The organism is Fictibacillus sp. 23RED33 (genome assembly GCF_015903925.1).
In the GTDB taxonomy this organism is placed as follows: domain Bacteria; phylum Bacillota; class Bacilli; order Bacillales; family Fictibacillaceae; genus Fictibacillus; species Fictibacillus phosphorivorans.
The window spans coordinates 1,526,570-1,551,297 of the sequence record NZ_JACZDX010000001.1; the positions used below are offsets into that span (position 1 = coordinate 1,526,570).

The 24,728-nt window shown below is 36.7% G+C and carries 28 protein-coding genes; 4 read left to right on the forward strand and 24 right to left on the reverse strand.

The window, feature by feature from the left end; genetic code table 11:
* Positions 1-3 precede the first annotated feature (3 nt).
* Both IHV09_RS07860 and IHV09_RS07865 read right to left on the reverse strand, forming a co-directional pair.
* A complete protein-coding gene (locus IHV09_RS07860; protein ID WP_197264042.1) occupies positions 4-534 on the reverse strand; it encodes a GNAT family N-acetyltransferase in 531 nt (176 codons plus the stop codon).
* 26 nt (positions 535-560) lie between these two features.
* Positions 561-1,385: an MBL fold metallo-hydrolase gene (locus IHV09_RS07865; protein ID WP_197264043.1), complete on the reverse strand. Its 825-nt coding sequence runs from the start codon at positions 1,383-1,385 to the stop codon at positions 561-563.
* A gap of 271 nt (positions 1,386-1,656) precedes the next feature.
* Here IHV09_RS07865 and IHV09_RS07870 point away from each other — a divergent pair, with 271 nt between their 5' ends.
* Both IHV09_RS07870 and IHV09_RS22630 read left to right on the forward strand, forming a co-directional pair.
* Positions 1,657-2,736 (forward strand): hypothetical protein, encoded by a 1,080-nt coding sequence (locus IHV09_RS07870; protein ID WP_197191783.1) that lies wholly within the window; start codon positions 1,657-1,659, stop codon positions 2,734-2,736.
* A complete protein-coding gene (locus IHV09_RS22630) occupies positions 2,733-2,861 on the forward strand; it encodes a hypothetical protein (RefSeq protein WP_255520074.1) in 129 nt (42 codons plus the stop codon). Before IHV09_RS07870 ends, IHV09_RS22630 begins: the two co-directional genes overlap by 4 nt.
* 104 nt (positions 2,862-2,965) lie before the next feature.
* Here IHV09_RS22630 and IHV09_RS07875 read toward each other — a convergent pair whose 3' ends face one another.
* The 7 genes from IHV09_RS07875 to IHV09_RS07905 form a co-directional block, all read right to left on the reverse strand.
* Complete coding sequence (locus IHV09_RS07875; protein WP_197264163.1) at positions 2,966-3,439, reverse strand: GNAT family N-acetyltransferase; 474 nt, start codon at positions 3,437-3,439, stop codon at positions 2,966-2,968.
* A gap of 42 nt (positions 3,440-3,481) precedes the next feature.
* The gene (locus IHV09_RS07880; protein WP_231618148.1) at positions 3,482-3,754 is read right to left on the reverse strand and encodes a hypothetical protein; all 273 of its coding nucleotides are present in this window, start codon (positions 3,752-3,754) and stop codon (positions 3,482-3,484) included.
* A 77-nt stretch (positions 3,755-3,831) separates the two neighbouring features.
* The gene (locus tag IHV09_RS07885; protein ID WP_197128086.1) at positions 3,832-5,070 is read right to left on the reverse strand and encodes an ATP-binding protein; all 1,239 of its coding nucleotides are present in this window, start codon (positions 5,068-5,070) and stop codon (positions 3,832-3,834) included.
* A gap of 168 nt (positions 5,071-5,238) precedes the next feature.
* Complete coding sequence (locus IHV09_RS07890) at positions 5,239-5,643, reverse strand: NUDIX hydrolase (RefSeq protein ID WP_197264044.1); 405 nt, start codon at positions 5,641-5,643, stop codon at positions 5,239-5,241.
* Between the two features lie 67 nt (positions 5,644-5,710).
* Positions 5,711-6,025, reverse strand: a complete 315-nt coding sequence (locus IHV09_RS07895; protein WP_231618149.1) for a DMT family transporter — start codon at positions 6,023-6,025, stop codon at positions 5,711-5,713.
* A complete protein-coding gene (locus tag IHV09_RS07900) occupies positions 6,025-6,366 on the reverse strand; it encodes a DMT family transporter (RefSeq protein ID WP_197191781.1) in 342 nt (113 codons plus the stop codon). Before IHV09_RS07900 ends, IHV09_RS07895 begins: the two co-directional genes overlap by 1 nt.
* The gene (locus tag IHV09_RS07905) at positions 6,366-6,953 is read right to left on the reverse strand and encodes a TetR/AcrR family transcriptional regulator (RefSeq protein WP_197264045.1); all 588 of its coding nucleotides are present in this window, start codon (positions 6,951-6,953) and stop codon (positions 6,366-6,368) included. Before IHV09_RS07905 ends, IHV09_RS07900 begins: the two co-directional genes overlap by 1 nt.
* A 152-nt stretch (positions 6,954-7,105) precedes the next feature.
* On the opposite strand from IHV09_RS07905, the gene IHV09_RS07910 reads away from it, so the two are divergent.
* On the forward strand, positions 7,106-8,287 hold the full coding sequence (locus IHV09_RS07910; RefSeq protein WP_197264046.1) for an FtsW/RodA/SpoVE family cell cycle protein: 1,182 nt from the start codon (positions 7,106-7,108) through the stop codon (positions 8,285-8,287).
* Between the two features lie 73 nt (positions 8,288-8,360).
* On the opposite strand, the gene IHV09_RS07915 is transcribed toward IHV09_RS07910, so the two are convergent.
* The 9 genes from IHV09_RS07915 to IHV09_RS07955 all read right to left on the reverse strand — a co-directional run bounded on the left by IHV09_RS07915 (position 8,361) and on the right by IHV09_RS07955 (position 17,487).
* Positions 8,361-9,518 carry a DUF418 domain-containing protein gene (locus tag IHV09_RS07915; protein ID WP_197264047.1) on the reverse strand — a complete coding sequence of 386 codons (1,158 nt, stop codon included), beginning with the start codon at positions 9,516-9,518 and terminating at the stop codon, positions 8,361-8,363.
* A 25-nt stretch (positions 9,519-9,543) separates the two neighbouring features.
* Entirely contained in the window at positions 9,544-9,996 is a 453-nt protein-coding gene (locus tag IHV09_RS07920) for a helix-turn-helix domain-containing protein (protein WP_197264048.1), read from the reverse strand.
* 382 nt (positions 9,997-10,378) lie between these two features.
* Entirely contained in the window at positions 10,379-10,516 is a 138-nt protein-coding gene (locus IHV09_RS07925; protein ID WP_197191776.1) for a hypothetical protein, read from the reverse strand.
* Positions 10,513-12,711, reverse strand: a complete 2,199-nt coding sequence (locus tag IHV09_RS07930; RefSeq protein WP_197264049.1) for a histidine kinase dimerization/phospho-acceptor domain-containing protein — start codon at positions 12,709-12,711, stop codon at positions 10,513-10,515. The genes IHV09_RS07925 and IHV09_RS07930 overlap by 4 nt, the downstream gene beginning before the upstream one ends.
* Positions 12,689-13,381: a response regulator transcription factor gene (locus IHV09_RS07935; RefSeq protein ID WP_197191774.1), complete on the reverse strand. Its 693-nt coding sequence runs from the start codon at positions 13,379-13,381 to the stop codon at positions 12,689-12,691. Before IHV09_RS07935 ends, IHV09_RS07930 begins: the two co-directional genes overlap by 23 nt.
* Positions 13,382-13,575: 194 nt before the next feature.
* Entirely contained in the window at positions 13,576-14,004 is a 429-nt protein-coding gene (locus tag IHV09_RS07940) for an SRPBCC family protein (protein ID WP_197264050.1), read from the reverse strand.
* A gap of 117 nt (positions 14,005-14,121) precedes the next feature.
* On the reverse strand, positions 14,122-15,483 hold the full coding sequence (locus tag IHV09_RS07945) for an ABC transporter substrate-binding protein (RefSeq protein ID WP_197264051.1): 1,362 nt from the start codon (positions 15,481-15,483) through the stop codon (positions 14,122-14,124).
* A gap of 35 nt (positions 15,484-15,518) precedes the next feature.
* Complete coding sequence (locus IHV09_RS07950) at positions 15,519-16,697, reverse strand: Gfo/Idh/MocA family protein (RefSeq protein WP_197264052.1); 1,179 nt, start codon at positions 16,695-16,697, stop codon at positions 15,519-15,521.
* A 4-nt stretch (positions 16,698-16,701) separates the two neighbouring features.
* Entirely contained in the window at positions 16,702-17,487 is a 786-nt protein-coding gene (locus IHV09_RS07955; protein WP_197128099.1) for a sugar phosphate isomerase/epimerase family protein, read from the reverse strand.
* Between the two features lie 271 nt (positions 17,488-17,758).
* On the opposite strand from IHV09_RS07955, the gene IHV09_RS07960 reads away from it, so the two are divergent.
* Positions 17,759-18,535, forward strand: coding sequence for a helix-turn-helix domain-containing protein (locus IHV09_RS07960; protein WP_197264053.1), 777 nt, complete (start codon positions 17,759-17,761; stop codon positions 18,533-18,535).
* Between the two features lie 94 nt (positions 18,536-18,629).
* Here IHV09_RS07960 and IHV09_RS07965 read toward each other — a convergent pair whose 3' ends face one another.
* The 6 genes from IHV09_RS07965 to IHV09_RS07990 form a co-directional block, all read right to left on the reverse strand.
* Positions 18,630-19,001, reverse strand: a complete 372-nt coding sequence (locus tag IHV09_RS07965; RefSeq protein ID WP_197191767.1) for an iron chaperone — start codon at positions 18,999-19,001, stop codon at positions 18,630-18,632.
* Positions 19,002-19,088: 87 nt separating this feature from the next.
* A complete protein-coding gene (locus IHV09_RS07970) occupies positions 19,089-20,081 on the reverse strand; it encodes an ABC transporter ATP-binding protein (RefSeq protein ID WP_197191830.1) in 993 nt (330 codons plus the stop codon).
* Positions 20,071-21,045 (reverse strand): ABC transporter ATP-binding protein, encoded by a 975-nt coding sequence (locus IHV09_RS07975; protein ID WP_197191766.1) that lies wholly within the window; start codon positions 21,043-21,045, stop codon positions 20,071-20,073. Before IHV09_RS07975 ends, IHV09_RS07970 begins: the two co-directional genes overlap by 11 nt.
* Positions 21,020-21,904 carry an ABC transporter permease gene (locus IHV09_RS07980; protein WP_197191765.1) on the reverse strand — a complete coding sequence of 295 codons (885 nt, stop codon included), beginning with the start codon at positions 21,902-21,904 and terminating at the stop codon, positions 21,020-21,022. The genes IHV09_RS07975 and IHV09_RS07980 overlap by 26 nt, the downstream gene beginning before the upstream one ends.
* Positions 21,897-22,874, reverse strand: a complete 978-nt coding sequence (locus IHV09_RS07985) for an ABC transporter permease (protein WP_197191764.1) — start codon at positions 22,872-22,874, stop codon at positions 21,897-21,899. The genes IHV09_RS07980 and IHV09_RS07985 overlap by 8 nt, the downstream gene beginning before the upstream one ends.
* A gap of 73 nt (positions 22,875-22,947) precedes the next feature.
* On the reverse strand, positions 22,948-24,711 hold the full coding sequence (locus IHV09_RS07990) for an ABC transporter substrate-binding protein (protein WP_231618150.1): 1,764 nt from the start codon (positions 24,709-24,711) through the stop codon (positions 22,948-22,950).
* Positions 24,712-24,728 lie beyond the last annotated feature (17 nt).

A 24,728-nucleotide genomic window follows, 5' to 3' on the forward strand; every position in this document is an offset into this window, starting at 1 on the left:
ACATTATTTAACTAACTTATACATCAACACATCATCCACATACTCGTCGTTACTAAACTTGAACTCTCTTACTTTTCGCCCTTCCTCTATGAATCCAAGTTTTTTATACAATTCTATTGCCCTAGTATTGGTAGAGAACGTCCCTAACGTAACCTTTTCAATGACCGGATGTTTTTCGGCCCAAGATAATAGCTCGTGAATCATTAGCTTGCCAATCCCTTTATTTCTAAATTCTTTACGAAGCATGATGGCAAAAGAGCCAGTGTGGTGCATTCTCATTCTTTCTTGTGACCTAAATACGATCCATCCGACCACATTGTTTTCATATTCTGCCACAAGCATCGTCTCACGTTCATGCTCAAGAATGCTTCGTATCCATTCTTCATGATCTTCTTTCGCCTTATTAAATTCTTTTGATACCGCAATAAAATAATTCTGTTCAGAAATCACTTCACGTTGAATCTGAAGAATAGCTTCTGCATCCTCAACACGGACAATCCTGATGTTTGATTTCATTTCTTGTTTAGTCGACATGGTGTTAACCTCTTTTTCTTAAATAATTATGAGTTGACGACATGATTCTCATTCATGATGGAATGAACAATGTGGATAGAATCCCACTCACCGCGAGAAAATTTGATGATAGGGAATCTTCTAGGAAACAGTTTTTGACGAATTTCTTCAGGGCTATCCCCTTTATGATGTAATGTTAATACTTGATTCTGTATACCTAATAGGTAGTCGAGCTTTCGTTGTAGTGCCCTTCTTCCGCCTTGAATATAACCTGCATGATTACAAAACACTTCCTGAAAATCATATGTTAAAACACGTTCCAATGATTGAATAATGGAAGGAATGCTTTCTTCTTCGAGAACCACTTTAGTCTTTTCCATTACATATAGGTCACCTGTGAAAAGCTGCCCTGTCTCACGGTTAAGAAATGCATGATGATCCTTTGCATGACCAGGAGTAGGTATTACATCCCAACGTGCATTCCTAGATTGAAATTCACTTGGCATGATTTGCGCATGAAATGGTTTTCTTCTTCCCCAAAAGAACTGCCTATATATGGGGTAATGTGCTCGTTTACCGCAATAATCAATTGTTTTTTCATCTAAATAGATTGGGACTTTCTTCGTTTTTTCAATATAACTAGCACAGCCTGTATGATCTTCATGAAAGTGCGTTATGAATACGTGATCGAAATCAGCTTGATCAATAAAAGGTTTGAAGTATTGATGTAAAGATTGCGCGCCAGTATCAATTAATACGCCATCAACAAGAAAACTATATACATTCAGAGAGACGCCTTGAAAACGCACCTGTCCATTTAGATAAGTAACATTGTGAATTTCTCCAGATTGAGATGATTTTTTTAAAAACAAAGCTGCCAACTCCTCGCTACTCTCTTTTTCTATCGTTACTATTTAGACTCTATGAACTTTAATTCCATAAAAGCCATTATAGTCCTTCCACCCTCATAATCATGTTTTCATTAAACGAAACAATAAGGTATCCACTATAGTGTCAGATTATTGGGAAAATTGATGAAAAAGATGTCACTTTATGCTACCCTCTAGCACGGAATTTTCCCAAGTTTTATTTTTCCATTTTATGTTAGATTTAAATTACAAGTCTTATAGAAAGGAGTTTTCCATGAACGTCGGAACTAGAGAGCCCATCACACAGTCACTCGAGCGGTGGCATACAGCTATTCGGACAAATCACATACAACAATCAGAGAGTATACATAACGAGATTAAGAGTGAGATCTCACAGATCAAAGACCCGTCTACACAATTGTATTATCAATTGTTAAACAGCCGTTACTTGATTCTGAAGAAAGAGCTAACTTCTGCACACGCGATTTTAGATACGCTAAATGATGTTCATTTAAATCGAACAGATATTTTTGGGTACTATATGAACTTAATTACCGGAATGCTATTAACAGCTGAAGGAAATTATGAAGTAGCAGAATTGCGTTTTATCAGGGCATTTAACTTATTAAATGTATTAAGCAGCATGACGGATGAAATCGTGCGAGCAGACTTTTATCATAAAGCTGCTGTTCTGTATTATCACATTCGTCAGCCACTCACTGCTCTGGATTATGCGAACGAAGCTTTGAAAACGTTATCTGAAGCGGAAGATTTCGAACTGCTTCAATCCGGTTGTGAAAATATTCTGGGTCTTGCTTCTCTATCTTTGAAACAATACGGGAAAGCAGAAGAACATTTTCTGTGCGCACTTGATCTCGCTAAACGCATTGATCAGTCATATACTTCACTGATCAAATACAATATTGGTTATCTGTATGCTGAACAAAACATGTCCGAACTGGCAGTACGTTATTTGTTAGAGGTATTTGAAGAAGAAGAAGCCTTTTATAAGACACACTTCTTATTGTCTCGAGAATTCTATCGATTGAATAAAGAAGAAAAAGCAATACCTTTCTACAATAAAGGAATCGAGCTCGCGAATGAAGAATATTTGCATCACTTCAAAATTCTGAACGCCTTAAATCAGGCAACAGATATAAACGAGCTTGAACGAACTGTTAAAGAAGGAAATGACTATTTTAAACAACACGAACTCTTTGGTTTCGTAGAAGATTATGCTGGAGAACTTGCACAGGTCTTCTTCAACAAAGAGAACCACAATAAAGCTAGTTATTATTTTAAAGAGTCTTACGAAGCAAAACGCGCTTTACAAAAAAAGGAGGCACTAAAATGAAAAAATTCGCTGCAGGTATTATCATCACTTCACTAGCACTTACGGCTGTATTTGTTGGACTATCCACAAATTCAGTTGAGCAAGCTGAGCATGGCAGAACGTTCTCTCTTTCTCAAAAATTATAAAACAAGCTGTTAACAAAAAAACGATCAGAGGTTTTCTGATCGTTTTTTTGTGTTGCCGAAATGGGAATGAAAAGCATCTTAATTCAAAACCTAGAATAGTTCAATCACTTAAGATTTTTAGTCATTTTAAAATTAATTAAGGAAACACCTTTGCGGACTACACTTTGAGGACAAACTACTTGGTAGCCTCGGTGTTCAAAGAAAGGTTTAGCAGTAATACTGGCATAAGTATCCAAACACACTAAATCTAATTTCCTTGCTTCAGATTCTATTAAATTAACTAATGTCGTAGCTATCCCTTGCCGTTGGTAATGCTTATGAACATACAGTCTATCTAAATGTCCTCTATATGTTAAATCGGAAAAGCCAACAATTTTATCCTTATTCTTAGCTACAAAAGTTATGTTTCGACTCAATGATTCCTTCCACGATTCCACCTTAGATTGTAATTCATCAAAGGATACCCAAGCATACAACTCTAGTGAAGAATAATCTTTGGCATTTACGGTATGTACAGTTTCATAAAACAGATTGATGATCTCCTCTGTATCAGTTTCCTTGTACTTTACAACTTTCAATTTCATCTGCACACCTCTGTGGGGTAAACGTTATCCCTTTATTCACAATTCCTTAATCCAAACCGTTCCCATAGTGCCGATCCATGTAAGGAAAGGTATGGATAGACTTATTAACGCATCATACCATTTAATTTCTTTATTTCTTTTTCTTAATATCCTATCAGTAATATAATACAAGACAGCGGCCATTAGACTATACCAAAGCAAGATTAACCCGAAAATCATATGCAATGCGCCAGAAATATTGAATGATTCATCTCCAAAGGGATTAGGCATAGAGAACCCTAAAATGATGGCATAAATCGTACCTGACAAAGAAGCCGCTACTAATTTTCTTTGTAAAATAACTTTTGTCTCCTCTTCTATTCATTGAAAATTTTTACTGCGCAACATCACTTAGATGGTAGTTTAATCGTAAATGTTGTTCCTTTTTTCAACTCGCTATGAATCGTAATTTTTCCTCCCATCTGTTTTACAATTTGGTGGCATACAGTTAAACCAAGTCCTGTTCCTTTTTCTTTAGTAGAGTAATACGGACTGCCTAGTTTTTTTAATTGTTCTTTAGACATGCCTACGCCGTTATCTTTAATTTCGATACAAACAAAATTGTTTATATCTTTATACGCTAATATCCTGATTTCGCCTTTCGACTTAATTGCTTCAATAGCATTCTTGATGATGTTGATCAAGACTTGTTGAATCTCCAATTTAAGTCCTTCGATTTTAAGAGAGGATTCTACGTGTTGTGCAATATGTATACTGTTCAAAATGGCATAAGAGTGCATCACATCAATTGATTGTTGAATAGTTAATGTGAGATCGATGGTTTCATATTGATCTGTTTGAGGTTTAGCCAACGCCAAATACTGATTGATAATTTCCTGTGCCCGATCCAATTCTTCAATCGAGATACTTATGTACATCTGCTGTTCCTTCGTTAAATCTTCTTTTTGCATGAGTTGCATAAACCCTCGTACGGAAGTCATGGGGTTTCTAATTTCGTGAGCAACTGAAGCAGCAAGCTGACTGACGACATTCATTTTTTCCGTTCGAAGAAGCTCTTGTCTCAATTCCATCTGTTCTTTCATATTCTCGATTAAGTGCACGACTGCAATTAACGTTGCCAATACGATAAGGGAAGAACTCAACTCGAAAAAGAGTTCCTGCTCATCCCCGTTTATAAGTAGTGAGATTCCTCTAGTAATGGGTATCAATGAATAGAATAAACTAATTACGGTAACCTTGCCTTTGATACCGTAGCGATGAAAAAGCTTTGTAATGGGCAATAACAATAAGCAGAGCACCATGTAGTTTCCAAGCAAAATAGCTAGATTCTGATCAGTGAAGTAACCCACCATAAGAAGTGCTAAAAGACTCGAAAACCCCACCCTTTTTCCTCCGTATAAGAAGGACAAAATAATAGCAACCGATTTAAAGTCGTACTTATAGATTTCAGAATAAACGACTGGCTGACTCATCGTGAAAACTAAAATGATCAGCATAAGCAGAAAGAACTTCGAAGTAATTCGTTTTCGTTCGTCATCTCTTTCATTAAAAAACACTTGATAAATAAGGATGGTAAAAAGGATAAAGACCACGTGTAAGCACATGCTTTGGATAGACTCTAACATTCTGTTCCCTACTTCCTAGATTTACCTGTCTTACATGATTTTCGACAACTTCTTGCCATATCCTTGTGATTAAAACATATTTTATAGGTATGACTATCTATAAATCACAATAAAAAAAGCACTTCTCCTCATAGGAAGAAATGCACGCTTTTTACATAAATCAATCGATTAAAAAGCTCTACTAAAAACTTGTCCCTGAAAATCCAAAGCATCTTGTGCTCGAATCTGCTGACTCTCACTCAATTCTGCTATATCAACCCATTCAAAGTCAGAGTGTTCTGAGCTTAGAATAATTTCAGCATCTTCTGAAATCATACATCGGAATATTGCTGCATGTGTGTTAATTGAACGGTGATAATACAAACCTGTTAAAACAGGATCGATTACATTAATCCCAAGCTCTTCTCTACACTCACGAAACAATGCCTGATGTATCGTTTCACCAGGGTCGACAGCACCTCCAGGCAAACTCCAACCTTTGTTACCGTAAGTTCGTTTTAACAAAAGCACCTTATTCTCTGCATTAAATACCATAGCATGAGAACCAAATCGAAACGTATCATGAATTCCCAAGGTAATCCCTCTTCTACTTAAAATGTATAGCGAGTTATATTCTACTTAAGAACATAGATATCCTTCCTTAGCTAATGAGTTTAAGTCCAACTGCGGCACTGAGTACCATTGCCATAAAAAGAATTCTTAATCCATTTTTTGATTCACCATAAAACAAGATTCCTACGAGTCCAGAACCTACTGTACCGATTCCTGTCCAGATTGCATACGCTGTACCCATAGGCAAAGATTGCATAGCCAGACTCAACAGAAGAAAACTGCTGCTGAACCCTAGAACAAGAACAAGAAAAGATACGATGTTTCTCTTCTTAGCAACAAGGTTCATGCCTGTTACACCAACTACTTCAAATAGACCTGCAAACACCAGAAAGATCCAGCCCATTATTGAACCCCTCCTTCTGATTTTGGTTTTCCAGTTACCAATTTAAGTCCCATAACTCCTGCAAGTAGAACAAGAATGAGTATAATTTTTAACATTTTAAAAGGTTCACCGAATACAAGCATCTCCATCAAAACAGTTCCACTTGCTCCTAATCCCGTGAATACGGCATATACCGTTCCAACAGGCAGTTGTTTCGTAGCCAATATAAGAAGAGCAAAGGAAAAGATGATGGCTACAGTGGTTCCTGTCCATGTCAAGATATTATCCGAATGCTTTAAGCCGATTACCCAACACACTTCAAACACTGAACCTATTAATACATAAGCCCAAGCACGATTCATTACAATTCACCACTTTCAATACTAATACCCCACCAGAACACGGACCACGATTGTTTAGATCTTTTTTGCAGACGTTCTGGAATACCATAGATTAATTCAACAAGAAGTCCGTCTAACATTGTAAGAAATGCTAAAGCTGCAGTTTCCGGAGTAACATCGTGTCTCAACTCATCCGAATGTTGCTCAAAAAGTGCAGTAAATAAACTTTCCAAACGATCAACAAACCTATTACTTCCCGCTTTTATCACTTCATCATGCTTCACTGGTGGATAAAAAGACGTACGCATAAAAAATTTCATATTATTATTTTTCTCAAATCGCTCTAAATACTCCGTTAAAAATTTGGACAATACTTCTCTTAATTGAAGAGATTCCTGATCTTCAATAAATTGTTTTACAAAATCGATTTCGCAGTCTGTTGCTTCATGAAACGTTTGTAGATAGAGATCATCCTTACTCTTAAAGTGAGTGTAGATCGATTGTTTTTTTATTCCCACTTCGTTTGCGATTACAGATAAAGAAGCACCTTCATACCCTAGTTGGGCAAACTGAATGAGTGCTGTTTGTTTCAATTGATCATATGTCATTGTTTAATCACCTTCCGAACGGTCGTAAGGTAATCTTATCACACTATTTTTTGAAGTCAACATATCGAAATGACTTAATCTTTTATCAACCCATCCAAAATGTGGTATCATTATTTTTGGTAAAATAATGAAAACAGGAAGAAGTGCGGTACATGGAGACTCCAAAAAGTAAAACTTTTATAGATAAATTGGATTATGGAATTCTATTTATACTCTTCTTACTAGCAATTATTAGCTTTATGTTCATATATAGCGGCCAACAGTCTGGTCAATATAACGGTAATTTTGTTCCTAAACAGATTTTCTGGTACACCTTAAGTACCATTTTAATGCTAGCTATAGCGCGCTTAGATTTTGAGCAGCTTAAAAGAATGTCTTGGTATTTTTATGGCATCGTATTATTTTTTATTGTGATGTTAATTTTCGCACCGGAAAGTATAGCAAAACCGATCAACGGCTCAAAAGCGTGGTATCAATTACCTTTTCTTGGCTCTTTTCAGCCATCTGAATTTATGAAGATCGCTTTGATCTTAGTTCTTAGTAATATCGTTGAATCACATAATTATCAATATATTCAACGTACGATTAAATCGGATCTGTATCTCATTTACAAAATGGGACTAGCTAGTCTTGCCCCGATTGTATTTGTCGCCATCCAGCCCGATTCCGGAATGATTATGCTCTACCTATCCATCATTCTGTCCATCATCTTCATATCAGGTGTTAGCTGGAAGATTATTTTGGCCGTTATTTCACTGCCATCTATCGTCCTAACAGCATTAATTGTCATCTATTTTAAATTTAATGACTTTTTTCAGACGAAACTGCTCGTCTTACTTCTTCCTCACCAACGAAGTAGAATAAACGGCTGGTTAAATCCATTTGAATACACAGACCAAGGTTATCAAACAAAACAAGCCATTACAGCGATCGGTTCAGGTTGGTATTCAGGTAAAGGATGGATGGAAGGGATCATGTATGTACCCGAAGCACATACAGACTTTATCTTTTCCATTATTGGCGAAGACACTGGTTTTCTAGGGACATCCATCGTAGTCAGTCTGTTTTTCTTATTAATCTACAAAATTGTGATATTAGGTGTGAAGTCAAACTATTCTTTTGGCGGATATATGTGTTCAGGGATAATTGGACTTCTTTCGTTCCAGATCTTTCAGAATGTGGGAATGAATATAGGGTTGTTGCCGGTAACAGGAGTCACCCTCCCGTTCTTAAGTTATGGAGGGAGTTCGTTATTATCCAATATGATGTTAATGGGGGTCGTACTCGGAGTAAGTGTGCAAACGAATCGTTATATGTTTGAGATTGATCAATAAGATATATAAACAACGACGACTAGATGAATTCTAGTCGTCGTTGTTTTTGAGATATTCTTCGTAATATTAGTTACTATCTGTAGACAAGATAGCGAATGAGGGTTTCGAGTGGTCCATTCAACTGAAATTTTTCCAAGAGAGAAGCCATGTATATACCCGTTAACCATATCAAAAAGGCAACCCCTGTCACACTAATGATGCTTAATTCTCCTCCTAAACCAAAAGCGACTGGTGATAGTAAGAGCACTAATAAGGTTTCATTCAAGACGTAAAATGTAAGCGAGCGTTTTCCTAGAGCAATGAGTGAATTTGTTAAGGGACCCGGCTTTTTAATTTGGCAGCCAAACAGCCCAAATAACGCTGCATATCCAAAACCACCCGCAATACCTGTAATCATTTGAAAACCGTAAATGTTTCCTGCTATAAATAAACTTGGTTCCCATACTTCATCAAGTAGTACTAATGGAATCGAACCTAATAACGATATTGAAATTCCCACTAGAGCAATCATTTTTAATTCTCTTGTGTATTTATGTGACTCTGTTAAAAATCGTTTTCTTCCCATCCAAATCCCTATAAGTACAGAAGGAAGGATTGGGAAAAGGAAATGAATAAGAACAGGAATAGTCGGGAAATAGAAGATAGTTTCCAAAAACAACTGACTATATGACTGATCTGAAGAAAATTCATTGCCAAATCCGTAACTACCTATTTCCTTTAGGAAAAAGCCCCAAATGACCGGTATATAAAGTATAAAGACTATGGTCAAAGAAACAGTAACCTTTGCTAAGACCTTGTTATTATACATAAGTAGTTTACTAGTGAGTAGACCCGCAATTCCATAAGCCATTAAAATATCTTGCCCACCAACAACTACTGCTAATACGACTCCAAACAAGATTAAATATAATGAGCGTCTGTTAATCGTCTTCCTTGCTATGTTGGACGAGTTTCCTTTCGATAATTGACTTTCGTACATCATGACCATTCCATAACCAAACAACACTGCAAATAATGGCCGTGCACGATTATCAATAAGAAGCTCACCTGCGGAATTAAAAATACTCTCAAGAGCACTCAAACTTTCAGGACGACTCATGACTCCTGGATCAGATTCATATAAAAATAAAGGAGCATGAGCCAACACGATCAATAAAAGCATGAATCCTCTTGCTACATCCAAGGAGATTGCTCTCTTTTTTTCCGCATTAGATTGGGTTTGTGTATTCATTTTTCCTAACCCTACTTTCTAATGTTTATTCCACTTTATATTTTTCTTTAACGATTCCGGATCCAATTCCTCCACCAACCATGAATAGCAAAGGTCCAAAGTTCCACAGAAATTTTCCTTCAGGCAATGAAAAATCTACATTTGTAAATTTATTAATCCCTAGAAATCCTAGTTTAATGATTAACAAGGTAACACCGAGTAAGAACACAACATCAAACAGAAACTTTAATTTAGGATGAGCTAGTTGTTTACTATCTTTTATCACTTTCTCTTTTAGTTCTTCGTCCGTTCTAAGTAATTCATCAATCGTTACTTCAAACAGATCACTTAGTTTAATGATAACTTCAATGCTCGGATAATTTTGTCCGTTCTCCCATTTAGAAACAGATTGTCTGCTCACAAACAGCTTTTCTGCTAATTCTTCCTGAGACCAGCCTCTCGCCTTCCTTACGCTTTTCAATTTCTCACCAAAAACCATCGATAGTAGCCACCTTTTTGTATGTATAGACTCATTATTGTGAATTTATGGTCAAAAAGTAAAGATAACTTTAGTTGCATAGAGGCGCAACTCCTAGTTGCATAGTGAAATTTCCCTGTTTATGGCCAAAATGAAATGAATATCGCATTCTTAATCCATACCACACGGGGTATGTTTACACTTAATTCAAGAAGTTTTGGAAATAATTCTAGAAATTTCGGATATATTCCGGCGAGTTTTAGCCATAATTCAGCGAGTTTTAACATATATCGGCGAGTCGACATATTCCGACAACAACACACTTCTATAATACCCTCAAACCATTATGCGAACAAACATATTAAAAAGCACTCCTCCCATTTGAAGAAGTGCTCCACACAACCTATTCACTTGTCTGCAGGATCTCAGTAACTTTAACGGTTTCTTTCAATTTAGGACTACCCGCGTTATCCGCAAATCCAAAAATACTAAACAACACAATCGTCATACCAAGTAAGAATTTCTTGTTTATTTTCATCATTTCACCGCGTCCAGTTCAATTGTCACTTTAAACAGATCACCATCAACGTCGATGTCCATACTGCCCTCATGAAGATCTACGATGGATTTTGCGATGGCGAGACCGAGGCCAGAGCCATCTGTATGACGTGATGTGTCTCCGCGTTTGAATCGTTCAAATAATTCTTCAAAGTTACCGCCTAGTTCGTACTTCGAGACATTCTTGAATGAAACGACGACCTTTTGATTTTCTTCTGTAACGGATATATATACTCTTGTATTGTCCATAGAATACTTTAAGGCGTTGCCGATCAAATTCTCAAACACACGCCACATCTTTTGTCCGTCCACATGAGCAAAAATCGGGCCATTAGGAGTTGCTACTCTAAAAGTTAGTGACGATTTTTTAATGTTTTCACTGTATTCAGCCATGGCTTGTTGAAGCAACTGGACAATATCTACTTTATCTTTAATAAGTTCCAGATTCCCGCTTGCCATCTTAGATACTTCGAACAAATCATCAATCAAAACTTTTAGACGCTTCGACTTGCGATCAATAATTTCTAAATAAGCATTTTGATCCTCTTTTGTTACCTCTTGTGACTTTAAGAGTTCCGTATACGTAATGATTGATGTCAAAGGAGTTCTCAGGTCATGACTGACATTCGTGATCAGCTCCGTTTTGAGCCTCTCACTTTTTGCTTCAGCTCGTTTTGAAGTTTTTACACCGTGCTTGAGTAAGTTTAGGTTTCCAGCTAACATGGCTAATGCTGATTTTCCCTTGTGAGGAAGATCTTGTTCCATTTGTCCTGCCGCAAGCTCATTCGTGTGCTGGATGATTCTGTTAAAGTACCCGATTCTTTTAAAAAGGTAGATTAATACCGGTACAGTAAAGAATAAAAACAGAATGAAATAAACGATGAAAGCCATGGGATGAAAGAATACGACTGCAGCACCGAAACCTGACAAGAAAATAACGATAAGTAGCAGCATGATTTGTATAGCAACACTTCTATTGTAAAAAGCGTCAGAAACTAATCGGTGAAACCATTGGGCTGACTTTGAGATAAACGCATCTCGATATAACTGTTTGTTTCTCACATCACGGTAGATCCAAGTCGTTTGGATAAGAGTGATACTCAACATAAGCGCTGTGACCAGAAATTCGAATAGACCATCACTATACATGAATGAGAATACCAAATTATCGTAGTTTTGTGCGTTCATAACAATTGCCATGATTGCAAAAAACAAACTTAACAATAACAAACCTAACCGAATATCAATAGGTATTTTACGATAGATATTTACTTTTTCTGATGAAGTAACCATCTGTAGAGGATGAAGTCTTCTGCCCCATAAAAACACAAGAAATAGAATCACAATACTGCAGATCGATATAATGTAAAACACCGTTTGTCTCTTCTCAAAATCATCTACTTGTTTTTGTAACCAACTTCCTTGTCCAGGAAGAGTAATTATGCCCTGAAGTGTTTTTGACTTTTGAGGAAAATATTCGTAATGATATTCTATGAAAGTATCTGGGCTACTAATACGTAAGTTGCCGTTTTCAGATGATGATGAATACTCTCTAGTGAACAAATTTGTTTTATTCTTAAGATCTTTAGGGCCTTCTGCTGAAGAAAGATTAGTAAATACCTCTTTTGAGTTCATATCCACCAAATAGTAGTTGAAACCCAAAAGGTTAGGATCATAATCAGAAATATAACTTTGTCTTTCTTTAACAAGTGTCTCTACTTCTTTTTCTTTTTCCTTCACGATCTTAGCTTTGATATGATCGTCACTTTTGAAGTTCTCCATGATATCTTTAACTTTTGCATCTCTTTGTTCTTCATAAAGCTTAACAACATCATCGTTCTTAGCAGCCTTCGCTTCATCAATCTGCTCTTCATACTGACTTTTGATATCGGCTATTTGCTCTGATAGACTTCCATAGCGCATGCGATGTTCTTCAATCTCTTCTTTAGAAACTTTTATATTGTCCTTAAGCTCATCTTCAGATAGATAATTGGTTTCAGAAATACTTATATAATTGATAAATTCCTCAAATTGTGAGTTAAATTCTTCTGTATGAAAATAATCCTTTTTAAAATACCAATGACCATTTTCTAAGATCGAAACGATTCCACTTAACCCAAAAGTCAACAATATGATCCAAACAACCCACTTGCTTCTATTTTTCCATTTTGTATCCAATTCCCCATACCACCTTTAAATATCTAGGATTTTTCGGATCGATCTCAATCTTTTCTCTAATCTTTCGGATATGAACAGCCACTGTGTTTTCAGCATTGTAACTGGGTTCTTTCCAAACTCGCTCATATATGTCATTAATGGAAAAAACTCTTCCAGGGTAAGACATGAGCAACTCCACAATCTTGTATTCAATCGGAGTTAATTTTACTGAGTCCCCGTTTATGGCGACTTCCTTTGCTTCCTTATCAAGTGTCAAACCGTTCAGATTAACTAGATTTGTCTTTCCCTCATATGTACCAAGAGTCACGTAACGCCGTAGCTGAGATTTAACACGAGCGATCAGCTCTAAAGGATTGAACGGCTTTGTCACATAATCATCTGCACCGATCTGCAGTCCTAGTACTTTATCTGTATCTTCACTCTTTGCACTTAAGATAATAATCGGTATGTTTTTTTGCTCTCTAATTTTAAAGGTGGTCGAGATACCATCTAATTTTGGCATCATAATGTCCATGACAATTAGATGGATCGGATGTTCGTCTAATTTTTCTATTGCTTCAATGCCATCTCCAGCTTGAACAACTGTGATTCCTTCATTTTTCAGATAGATCTCTATCGCATCGCGTATTTCTTTTTCATCATCAACAACAAGTACGTTAAAATTATTCATTTTTTCACACTCCCTTCTGCATTATAGCATGGCATATATTTGAAATTATCTTTATTCTACACAGCAATCCTTTACATTTAGTTAGCAAAAATCTTAAGACTTTCTTAAGACTCATAATGTTCCATAATTCAAAAGATAGGCAAACAAAAAAGCGCAAATCTATTTAAAGAAATGCACTCTCTTTTAAAACACTATTAGTTTTGAGCTTCACTATACCTTTTAAAATTATCCATGAAGGCTTGCCATCCAGCTTCTTGCATTTCAACTGGATTCGTCGCTTCGGCTTCAAATGTTTCAACGACTCTCGTTTCATTTTCTAAACCGACAAAAGTAATCGTAACTTTTCTTCCATCATCTAGCGTATAAGCAATATATTCATTTGTTTTGACTTCATCATACTTCCCGCTAAAATCAAATCCAAAGCTGCCATCTTTTGCTTCCATTCTGGTAAGAAACCTTCCGCCATCTCTCAAATCGTTTTCCGCTTTTGGTGCGTGCCACTCGTCAGAAGCAAAGCTCCAACCTGTAATATGCTTTGGCTCGGTCCAATATTTCCAAACTTCTGCAACTGGTTTGTTCACGGTTGTTTCCACCGTGATGGTTACTTTATTACTTGTTTCCATAACATAAACCACCTTTCCGTCACTCACAATTTATTAACTCAATGCTCAAAACTATTTCAACAAAAAAATGCATTTCCCTGCTACGGGAAATGCATACCAGCAAAATATTATTTTTTCTTATTCAATCGCTTTCTTAGCTTTTTGATACTTCGCATTTGCTAGGTTATTAATCTGTGAAAGATAATCTTCTAACTTAATTTCACCCTTAATCGATGCTTCAAGAAGACTATGAATATTTGCGTTTGGTTGCTCTGAAATACTAACTCCTGTTGGAGCTTCCCAACGTGACTGAACGTAACCAGGTACAGCTTTTACGGGTTCGACTATAGCATTGTCCAAATTATCAAACGCTGTACGAACGCCAGGAAGGTCTTGTAGTTCAAAATATGCATCCAGCACATCTTGATCTGTTGTGACTGGCACACCATTTAGTACTTTCCCTTTTTCTGCAGCAATATCAATTCGTTTCAGATATCCTTCTTTTCCAAAAGACATCCATTTCGAAAATAAATAAGCTTCTTTTGGATGTTTCGTATTCTTTGATATTCCCATATAATCATTTGCGACAACGGTTCTTCCGCCGGGAATTCCAATGAAATCATAATCAAAATCAAGGTTTTCCTCAAACGCAGTCAATGCCCATGTCCCATCCCAGATTAAACCCATATTTCCTGATGCCCAAACCTCTCCTGCATTACTTCCATCGAAGTTACTTTTTTGTTCCTCTTTTAATGATTCATAAGCATATTCGTTCGTAACGATATCTTTTGCAATTTGTTGACCTTCTTTGAATTCAGTGCTGTCTAAATGATATCCTTCTTTTGTGTAGGTATACCAACCAAGAGTCTTACTTACTGCTGCAGGATACCAGTCAAGGATTGCCATTGGGTTGTTTATACCAACCTTGCCTTTACTGATATTTGTTATACGTTTTACAGAATCAACGAACTCATTTATGTTTGCACCACTTTCTGGCGCATCCAAATTAGCGTCATTAAACATATCTTTATTAACGTAATATCCTAAAAATTGCTGACCTGCAGGTAGTGCGAAAAGAGTGTCGCCGTATGTTGCAGCCTTTCTTACGGCCTCAGGGACTTTTGCAAGATCAGCATCATCAGCTGACAATTTAGAAAGATCTAATAACCAGTCATTTGCTACACCAGGTGGTATTTCGGACAGCATGAATACATCAGGCATTTCATTTGCACTTGCCGCAGCTGCTAATCCATCATTCCATTTATCATTAGGTATCGACTCAACTAATTTTATCTCGATGTTTGAATATTTTTCTTCAAACGCTTTGATCATGAGTCTTTCTATATTTTGTTCTTTTTCTGTCCCTAATCCCCAACTTGCATAAGAAATGGTTACCTTTTTGCCGTCCGCATCATTACTTTTTCCACCTTCGCTCGATGTGTTACATCCGAACAACATTGTAATGATTAAAATACTTATGGCTAATTTAAGACCTTTCATGAACACACCTCAATTCTAGTATTCTGCTTAAACGATTAACTTAATTGCTCCTGATTTATTTTGTAATCGCTTACATTTTCAGTTTTAGGTTTAGTTTGAAGCATTGTCGATTTAGACATTTTAATAACCTCATCAGCCGTCACCTCTCGCTCTAATGAATCTGATAAGTAGATTCCTTCACTGATTAACATTGTTTGAAGTGCAATCTCAGCGGTCGGCAGCAGTTCCACTCTTCCTTGAAGCGCGGCAATCCAATGTTCTTGTGAGGAGTCATAGGCATCCGGGTTCTCTTGAAGTTGATGCCATCGATAATTCGCCGCACCTAAATCAAATGTAGCATCCATATCCATGTCACTCATCGTAGTATGATAGCTTAATGGCGTATTTATTCCGTTTACTTGTCCGTGAAGGGATAGTCCACCTTTATTCCCTACTAAACTGCTTCCTCCCAATCCATTTAAATGAATCGCCCAGGATTCGATAATATCAAGTGTTAGACCCCCATCGAACCGAACAAATCCTAAACCAAGCTCTTCAACATCAAATCCACTTATCATTTTACGTTTTTCATCCATATCCATTTCTTGATACGTTTTACCTGTAATCGTTTTAACAGAAGGCATATTCATTAAATACAGCAATTGGGATATTCGATATACACCCATATCAAACAACGCTCCACCTGATGCCTTCTCTTTTTGATTAAATTCTTTCGTGCCATATCCGTCAACAAACGGTCTACCTCGTCTTCTAAATCCGGTAGAACGAGCATGATACAGTCTGCCAAGCTTTCCTTCATCTATTAACATCTTTGCGGCTTTCGTTTCGATCCCATAGAGAAAGCTTAGTTGAACATGCAGTTGTTTACCGCATTCTTTTGCAGTATCAATCATTTTCTTTCCATCCATGTATGAGCCTGCAATTGGTTTTTCACAGTATACATGCTTACCAGCTCTTAATGCTTCGATCGTAATCCCAGCATGTAAATTATTATGCAGACAAACATCAACTGCATCCAGGTCTTCACGTGCTAACAGCTCTCTATAATCACTGTACGTGTCAGGAATATTGAACTTTTCCGCTACTTGTTTGAGTTCAATTTCATCAATATCACATGCGGCAACGATTTCTGCACCAGATATCTTTTCATAGTTTTCTAGATGAACTTTACCAATCATGCCAACACCAATAATACCGATTCGCACTTTTTTCATAACCTTATACCCCTACTTTCTTATGCTGGGCGGATATTAGGTTTCTCCACGTATTACGTGCTGTAGCTAATTGCCATTCCACTTGACTGTATTCATTTTCTCCTGAGTGATGTTCGATGCCAAGATATCCTTGATAATCAACATCTTGCAGAATCTTAATCTTTTCTTCACAGTCAGGTATGACCCAAGCTGCTAAATGTGTATGAAAGGCATATTTTGCACAAAGTACATCACCGTTCTCTTTATCCACATCCCAATTATCAAAGTGCAGAAGAATACCGAATGAAGGATGATCAACTGCCTCATAAACTTTTTTAATGTTTTCAGGATCCCTTGATGCTCCCCAATGGTTTTCAGGCCCTACTTTAAAACCGCAATTCTGTGCTATTTTTGCATATTCTTGATAACGGTTCACTGTATACTCAAATTGTTCATCTGTCATTTTCAAATCTCTTCCACCCATATCGATTCTAACGGTACGTGCTCCTAATATTTCTGCAGCTCGCAGATTTTTAAGTGCGTTTTGATACCACTTTTCCTTAGCATTTGGATCTGGGTCCCATACCTCTGCACAGTCAACGCAAAGATTAGCAAGGGTTAACTCCTTCTCATCCATCGCTTCTTTTATTTTCTTGAGATAATCCTCATCATAGCTTGTTAACATCATGTTCCAAATATCAGCTGAGTTCAGGTGATAACGATATTTGACACTTTCTAAATACCCAAAAAGATCTATTTTCCCTTGATTAAATAAGCCATTAAATGAATACGAAGCAACTGTATATTTCATAATGCCCTCCCGTTTAATTCAAGATTCTTGTAAAATGGAATTTGGATAATTCAAAACTCAATTTGAAAAATACCTTATACTGCTTACCTTTCAGATTCACCTGAACAGTTAATAGGTCATTAACGTGTGTAAATATAATCAGCTCACCCCACTTCATTATAGATATTTTCTGATTATTTTGATAATATCAACATTGAGGCTACTAATGGAATTAACAAAACCCTTTCCATTTGTATAATTCACCATTAATTTTTCAATTGGAGTTGAATATATGGAAATTCAAGGCGTTTATCATGACGTTAATCCTACTTGGAGGATAGGAAAAGACCGTGGATGCGCAACACTTGTTTATGTTACACAAGGTAAAGTGATGTATTGGATCGATGGGGTCGGTGTGGAATTGGTTAAAGGTGAGATCCTGTATATTCCATCTGGTGTAGATCGCGCATGGGAAAACCACGCCGATGAAAGTCACCAAAAATATACAGTGGTTTTTTTATGGGAAAGTGAAAATCTGCGGAAAATCTTGCACTATACAACTAAGAATGAGATGTATCGTTATAAGACTTTTAACACCCCTTATTTTGAACAAAGATTTTCATCACTTTTTACACAAATCCTGTTGAAGAAACCTTATTTTGAATGGATGGCAAGGTGTATATTGTCAGAATTACTCACTCAAATCGCGCAAGAATCATCTGAAGTAAGAACGGCTCCTTCAAAAGAGCGGATTGCAAACGAGATACAAGATTATATTCTCCGCAACTTTAGAAGTAATGTAACCATTGATGACTTGAGTTCACTTGCAGGTGTAACCCCTAACTACGTATCAGGGATCTTTAAGGAAGTAGTGGGAAGTACACCCATACAATACTTACACCAATTAAGAATTAACACATCCTTACATCTACTACAAAATACACAGATGACAATCAGTGAGATCGCTGAATATCTTGGGTACTGTGATCAATCGTATTTTAATAGGGTGTTTAAAAAATGGATGGGGGTAGCACCTAGCAAGTATAATCATCATTACGTAGTAAGTTGAAAAACGTATTCTGGTCTGCGAATGGTAAAGTTAAACTCCAGAGCAATTTATTTAAATAAAAAAAAGCATGACTCTGACATCATGCTTTCGATCGTTACTCACGCCAAAATTTCGTGTATTCTGCTTTGTCCTGTATATTAAACGCTATTATATCCTCAAGCAGCTCATAATTCACTTCATCTTTCCAGCGAATACGAAACAAGCCTTTAGTTGAGCTATAACCAGACTTTTTGATACTCTCGGCAAACCGCACCATAGCTATTTCTTCAGGAGCAATACTCATGTGTTGCTTTGCCATTGAGATACCGATGATAAATGTGCCATGATCGGTATACATCGGTGTGTTCCACTTGAATTGCGGTTCCAATGTAGGAAATTTTTGAGCGATCCACTCCAAAACCTCCTCCATTCGGGGTCTATGATCGGGGTTATCAATTCCAGCTAAGTATTGCGAAAAGATTTCCATGTAATATCTCCTTATCACTGATAAAATTTACAGAGTCTCATTACTTATCAGTTTATATGAAGATTCCTTGATAGTAAAACGCTGTACCTATTCGTCATCTGTAACACTCAAGTGACAAGAAACATGATGTTGCTCCTCTTTCGCCTTTAAGGAAGGTGTGTTTTTGAAACATTTTTCTATTCGGTAGGGGCAGCGATTTACAAATACACATCCCTCAGTTACTTCTGACGGTTTGACTTCACCATCATAAATAAAATCACTCCTATTCTCAATAAAATGCAGAAGGTTGCTCACGACAGATACAAGAGCTTTCGTATATGGGTGCGAAGGATTTCTGATGATTTTATCAGTTGGGCCGATCTCTACAATTTCACCTTGATACATGACTGCTATCCGATCACACATATAACTAGCTGTCGCTAGATCATGTGTGATATAAATCATAGTAAGACCCATTTTTTTCTTCAAAGTTTTTAAAACATTTAATATACCTGCACGAACAGATACATCTAGCATGGATGTGGGCTCATCAGCCGCAATAAATTGTGGCTTTAAGATAATTGCCCTTGCAATAGCAATTCGTTGTCTTTGGCCACCACTTAGTTCATGTGGATATCGATAGATGTAATCTTCTGCTGGTACTAACTCGATAGATTCTACCGTTTCTTTTATTCTTTGTAATTGCTCCTTTTTCCCTAAATGTGGCTCATGTGCTGTAATAGGTTCAGCCAAGATATCAACTATTCTCATGGATGGATTTAACGTTTCATAAGGATCTTGAAAAACCATTTGCATCTGACTTCTTAACTTTCTCATTTGTTTAGGCTTAAGCTCATCCAAGTTAAACCCATTAAAATGAATTTCACCATGAGAAGAGTTGATAAGTTTCATGATCATTCTGGCTGTTGTTGTTTTACCGCTGCCACTCTCACCGATGATTCCTAGTACTTCTCCTTTGTGTATGGAAAGATTCACATCATTTACAGCCAAAATACGAGTAGATTTTCTGTTAAACATACCCGCTTTCTTCGTAAATACTTTGGAGAGATTCTTTACTTGTATAAGAACATCATTGTTCATGTTTTTCACCGTCATATAAGAAACAAGCTGTATAATGGCCAGGTTTTACTTCACTTAATGGAGGAACATGACTTTTACACTTATCCATTGAAAATTCGCATCTGGGATGAAATCTACAACCTGTTGGAGGTTCAATTAAGTTTGGTACGTTTCCAGCAACCGTTTCAATTTCTTTATCACCGTTTAATAGAGACGGTGTAGCCTTTATAAGTCCCTGAGTGTATGGATGAAGAACATTCTCCAGTAGAGAGCGGTTGCTACACCATTCAACGATCTTACCCGCATACATAATAATAATTTGATCACATATTGAAGTGACCATCGGTAAATCATGTGAAATGATTAATACGGATAAATTCATCTGTTTTTGTAACTTTTTTAACAAAGCAATGATTTGTGCTTGTGTCAAAACATCTAATCCAGTGGTTGATTCATCGGATATTACGAGTTTTGGATTACACGATAATGCCATTGCAATTGCTACCCTTTGCTTCATTCCTCCACTAAATTCATGAGGATAACTTTGCCACCGTTGTTCTTCTATTCCAACTAGGTTCAGTAACTTCTTAGCTCTATGAAGTGCTTCTTTTTTTGATACGTTCTCGTGCAAGAGAATGGCTTCTGCTATCTGATCTCCTACTTTAAATACAGGATTTAGTGCATTCATGGCACTTTGAGGTATGACTGAGATCTCTTTCCATCTCACTTTCTGAAGATCAGAATCAGTAGCCTTTAGCAATTCTTTACCATCTAGAAAAGCTTCTCCGTTTACGATTTCACCTGGTTGCTCAATCAACCTTAATAATGAATTCGCAACAGTAGACTTTCCACAGCCTGATTCACCGATTAATCCAAGGAGTTCACCTTTACCAACCGAGAAATTAACTCCCTCTACAGCTTTTACAGTTCCTTTATCTGTATGATAATGTGTTGTAAGATTATTTACTTGCAATATCTTTTCCAACTAATTTACGCCTCCTTAACCTAGGGTTTATCGCTTCTTCTATTGAATAACCGGTAAATGCAAAACCAATGACTAATGTGGTTATCGCTATTCCTGGTGGAAGTATCCACCAAATCCAAGCATCCGTAAGTAATGCACCTCTAGCCTGTGCGTAATACAGAATGGTACCCCAACTTTTTTGAATGGGATCTCCTAAACCAAGAAAACTGAGAGATGCTTCGATCAAGATTGAATGACTCGCAGCAAGGACGAACTGTGAGACAGCAATCGTAATAACTCCTGGAAAGATGTGTTTTACTAGAATAGTAGTATGGTTTAAACCAATCGATCGGGCGGCTTCCACATAACCCTTAGTATTAATACTGATGACTTGCGAGCGAATGATTCTAGCGGGACTAGCCCAAGACAATAAACTAATTACAAAAATGATATTCCAAAAACTTGGACCAATAAATGCAGCTAAAAGGATCATTAAAGGAAGAAATGGGATTACTAGAATAAGGTCCACGATTCTCATAAAAAACGTGTCTATTCTCCCACCAAAATAGCCCGCCATAATCCCAATAACACAGCCGATTGTAATCGATATGAAAGCAGCTAGAATTCCAATAAGTAAAGAAATTCTAGTACCATAAATCAACTCACTCAAAATATCTTGTCCGATATCATTTGTTCCTAACAAAAACTGTGAATTCGGTTCCATAAATGGAGCACCTACTCGTTCATTAGGATCAAATGGAGAAATGAAAGGTGTTGCCAGGGTAATAAACAGGAAAAGTATTAAAATTCCAAGTCCGATAAGACCTAGATTGCTAGAACTGATAACTTTTAACAAATTTTTATTTCTTCCATTATTCATTAGCTTTCCCTACCTTCGGATCAAGAAAAGGATACATTAAGTCTGCAATAAAGTTCGCGATAACTACACTAAACGTAATTAATAGAAAAGTGGCTTGTATGAGCGGATAATCTCTGTTTAGAACAGATTCAAACATCAATCTACCGACGCCTGGATAAGCAAATACAGTTTCGATGACTGTAGCTCCACCAAGTAAGAAGCCGAGATTCAGCATGAACACCGTTACTACGGGAAGCAATGCATTTCTCATGGCATGTTTATACATGATGACCTTTTCTTTAACGCCCTTTGCTTTTGCGATCATAATAAAATCTTCATTTAGTACATTTAACATCGAATATCGCATAGTCATAAAGGTACTTGTTACTGATATCAAAACTAATGTTGTTAGCGGCAAGATTAAATGGCGTCCAATATCAAGAATTCTCTCAATTCCAGTGAAATTATTCCAAGCGCTTGCAGCACCAAAAACAGGAAGCCAACCTAGCTGAGCAGAAAATACGGAAACTAACATCATTCCAATCCAGAAAGAGGGCATTGCACTAAGAAACATAAAAAAGATTAGAAGGTTAACGTCTGTCTTAGTACCTCTTTTCCAAGCAGAGATGACTCCAAAGATCACCCCAAGAATCGTAGAAACCACCAAACCTGTACCCGTTAACAAAAGTGTCCAAGGAATTCTCTCTTTTAGTAAATCAGTAATCGGACGTTTTTGTTGATACGAATAACCGAAATCTCCTGTAAATATATTTGCGATATACACTCCATATTGCTGTATGAGGGGATCGTTTAAGCCATGCTTATCTAGTATGGCTTCTTTTTCTTTTGTAGTAAGAAAGCCTACATCTTCTCCCGCTAAGTACATGAGGGGATTTCCTGGCATCCACCTAGGCAAAAAGAAATTTAATGTAAGCATAAGGATAATGACAAGGAAGTATTGAACCACTTTACTAGTTAGAAACTTTAACACCGTTTCACCTCTTTTTAATGTATTACACGCTAAAAATCCCGCAAATTAATGACTTTTGCGGGATTCCGTTTTCTTAACCTTTTTTTCCATTTACTTTCTTCTTAATGAAGAAAACACCAATTATAACAACTATAACCAATAAACCTAAAATGATTAGCGACTTGTTAGAATTCGTATTTGTCTCAGAATTCTTTACATCTCCTGAATCCGCATCTTGTGTTTGTGCAGACTTTTCCCCATTTTCAAATGGTATAAAAGAGCCTTTGTGTATGATGCCTTTTCCTAATTGGAATGTGTATCCGTCATAAGCTTTAGGATTATAAGCATTAACGATTTCTTGATAGTAAAGAGGCACAATCGGCATTTCATCACTTACAAATGCTTGCATTTCTTTAATTTTCGCCAATCTATCTTCTTCTGTTTTTGCATCTTTTAATGCAGAAACCATACTGTCAAATTTATTATTTTTGTAGCCGCCAATGTTTACTGTGCCAATTGCCGGATCAGAATGGAACAGATCAACCAATCGATCAGGGAACAATTGCATCGTACTAGACCAGCTCCATAATCCGAGGTCATAGTCTCTTCCCTTACTCACATCAAATTCTGGCCACATAAGAGAATCTACTGTAGTAGCATCCATTGCCTTTACAGATACTCTAATTCCAACTTCTTTAAGCCAATCTGCAATAATTTCAGCTGTTCTTATACGGATTGGGTTATCTGCGTACACTAATGAAGTTAGTTGTAGTTTCTTTCCATTAGGGTCTTCACGATAACCATCTTTGTCCTTATCAATAAAACCTGCATCATCTAATATTTGATTTGCTTTTTCTTTGCTAGGCTTAAAAGTTAAACTTGAATTATATGCAGGTGATGACGGGTGAATAAATCCGGGACTTCCCTTTTCTGCATAACCCAACAATACATGATCTACTAGATATTGAGTATCAATAGCATATGCAATGGCTTGTCTAAATTCTTTTTCTGTCATCGGATACTTTTCCGCATTCATTTGAAAGAGTGAAGTATTGTAACCTGCACCTTTCATGATTTTCAGATTAGAAGCACCTTCAAATTGCTTCACTAATTCAGGAGAAACACTTGAAGATGCAGCGTCGATTTCTCCTGCCTGTAATGCAGTGTACAAAGCAGTTGTATCTTCTATGATTGGGAAAATAAGCTCATCAATTTGTGGTTTACCTTTAAAGTACTTTTGGTGCGCCACCATTTTATAATATTGACCTGATTTATATTCTTTCAGTTGATAAGGACCGCTACCTAAAGAATTACTTGATTCATCAGGATTCTTAATATCTTTCCAAATATGTTTTGGTAAAATAGGCAGGTCCGCCAGTGGTTGAATTAAAAAATTCGGATTTGCTTTCGACAATCGTAAGATGATCGTTTTATCATCTTTGATTTCTACTTTTTTTATTTCTTCTAAAGGGCTTGTAAATCTTGATTTGGGATGATCTAGAAAGTATTGAATAGTAAATGCAACATCATCCGTAGTAAGCTTCTTGCCATCTTGCCATAATACATCATCGTGAAGTTTCATTTCATAATTTAAACCATCTTGGCTAACTTTATATTCATCTACTAGCCAAGGTTGTGGCGTATTTTCTTCATCCAGCTGAAACAGGTTATCATATAATAAGTTAACAAGGTCAAGACCAGGGTAACCCGTAATATAGGTATATGGATTTAAGGTGCTCTCATCTCCTGTTATACCAATCTTAACTACTTTTTTGGATTCTTCCGCTGCTGCCGGTGTCAACGAGGACATCAAAAGCATAATTGAGAGTGTAATTAACCAGTAAGTTTTCTTCATCATTTCTTGTTCTTTCTCCC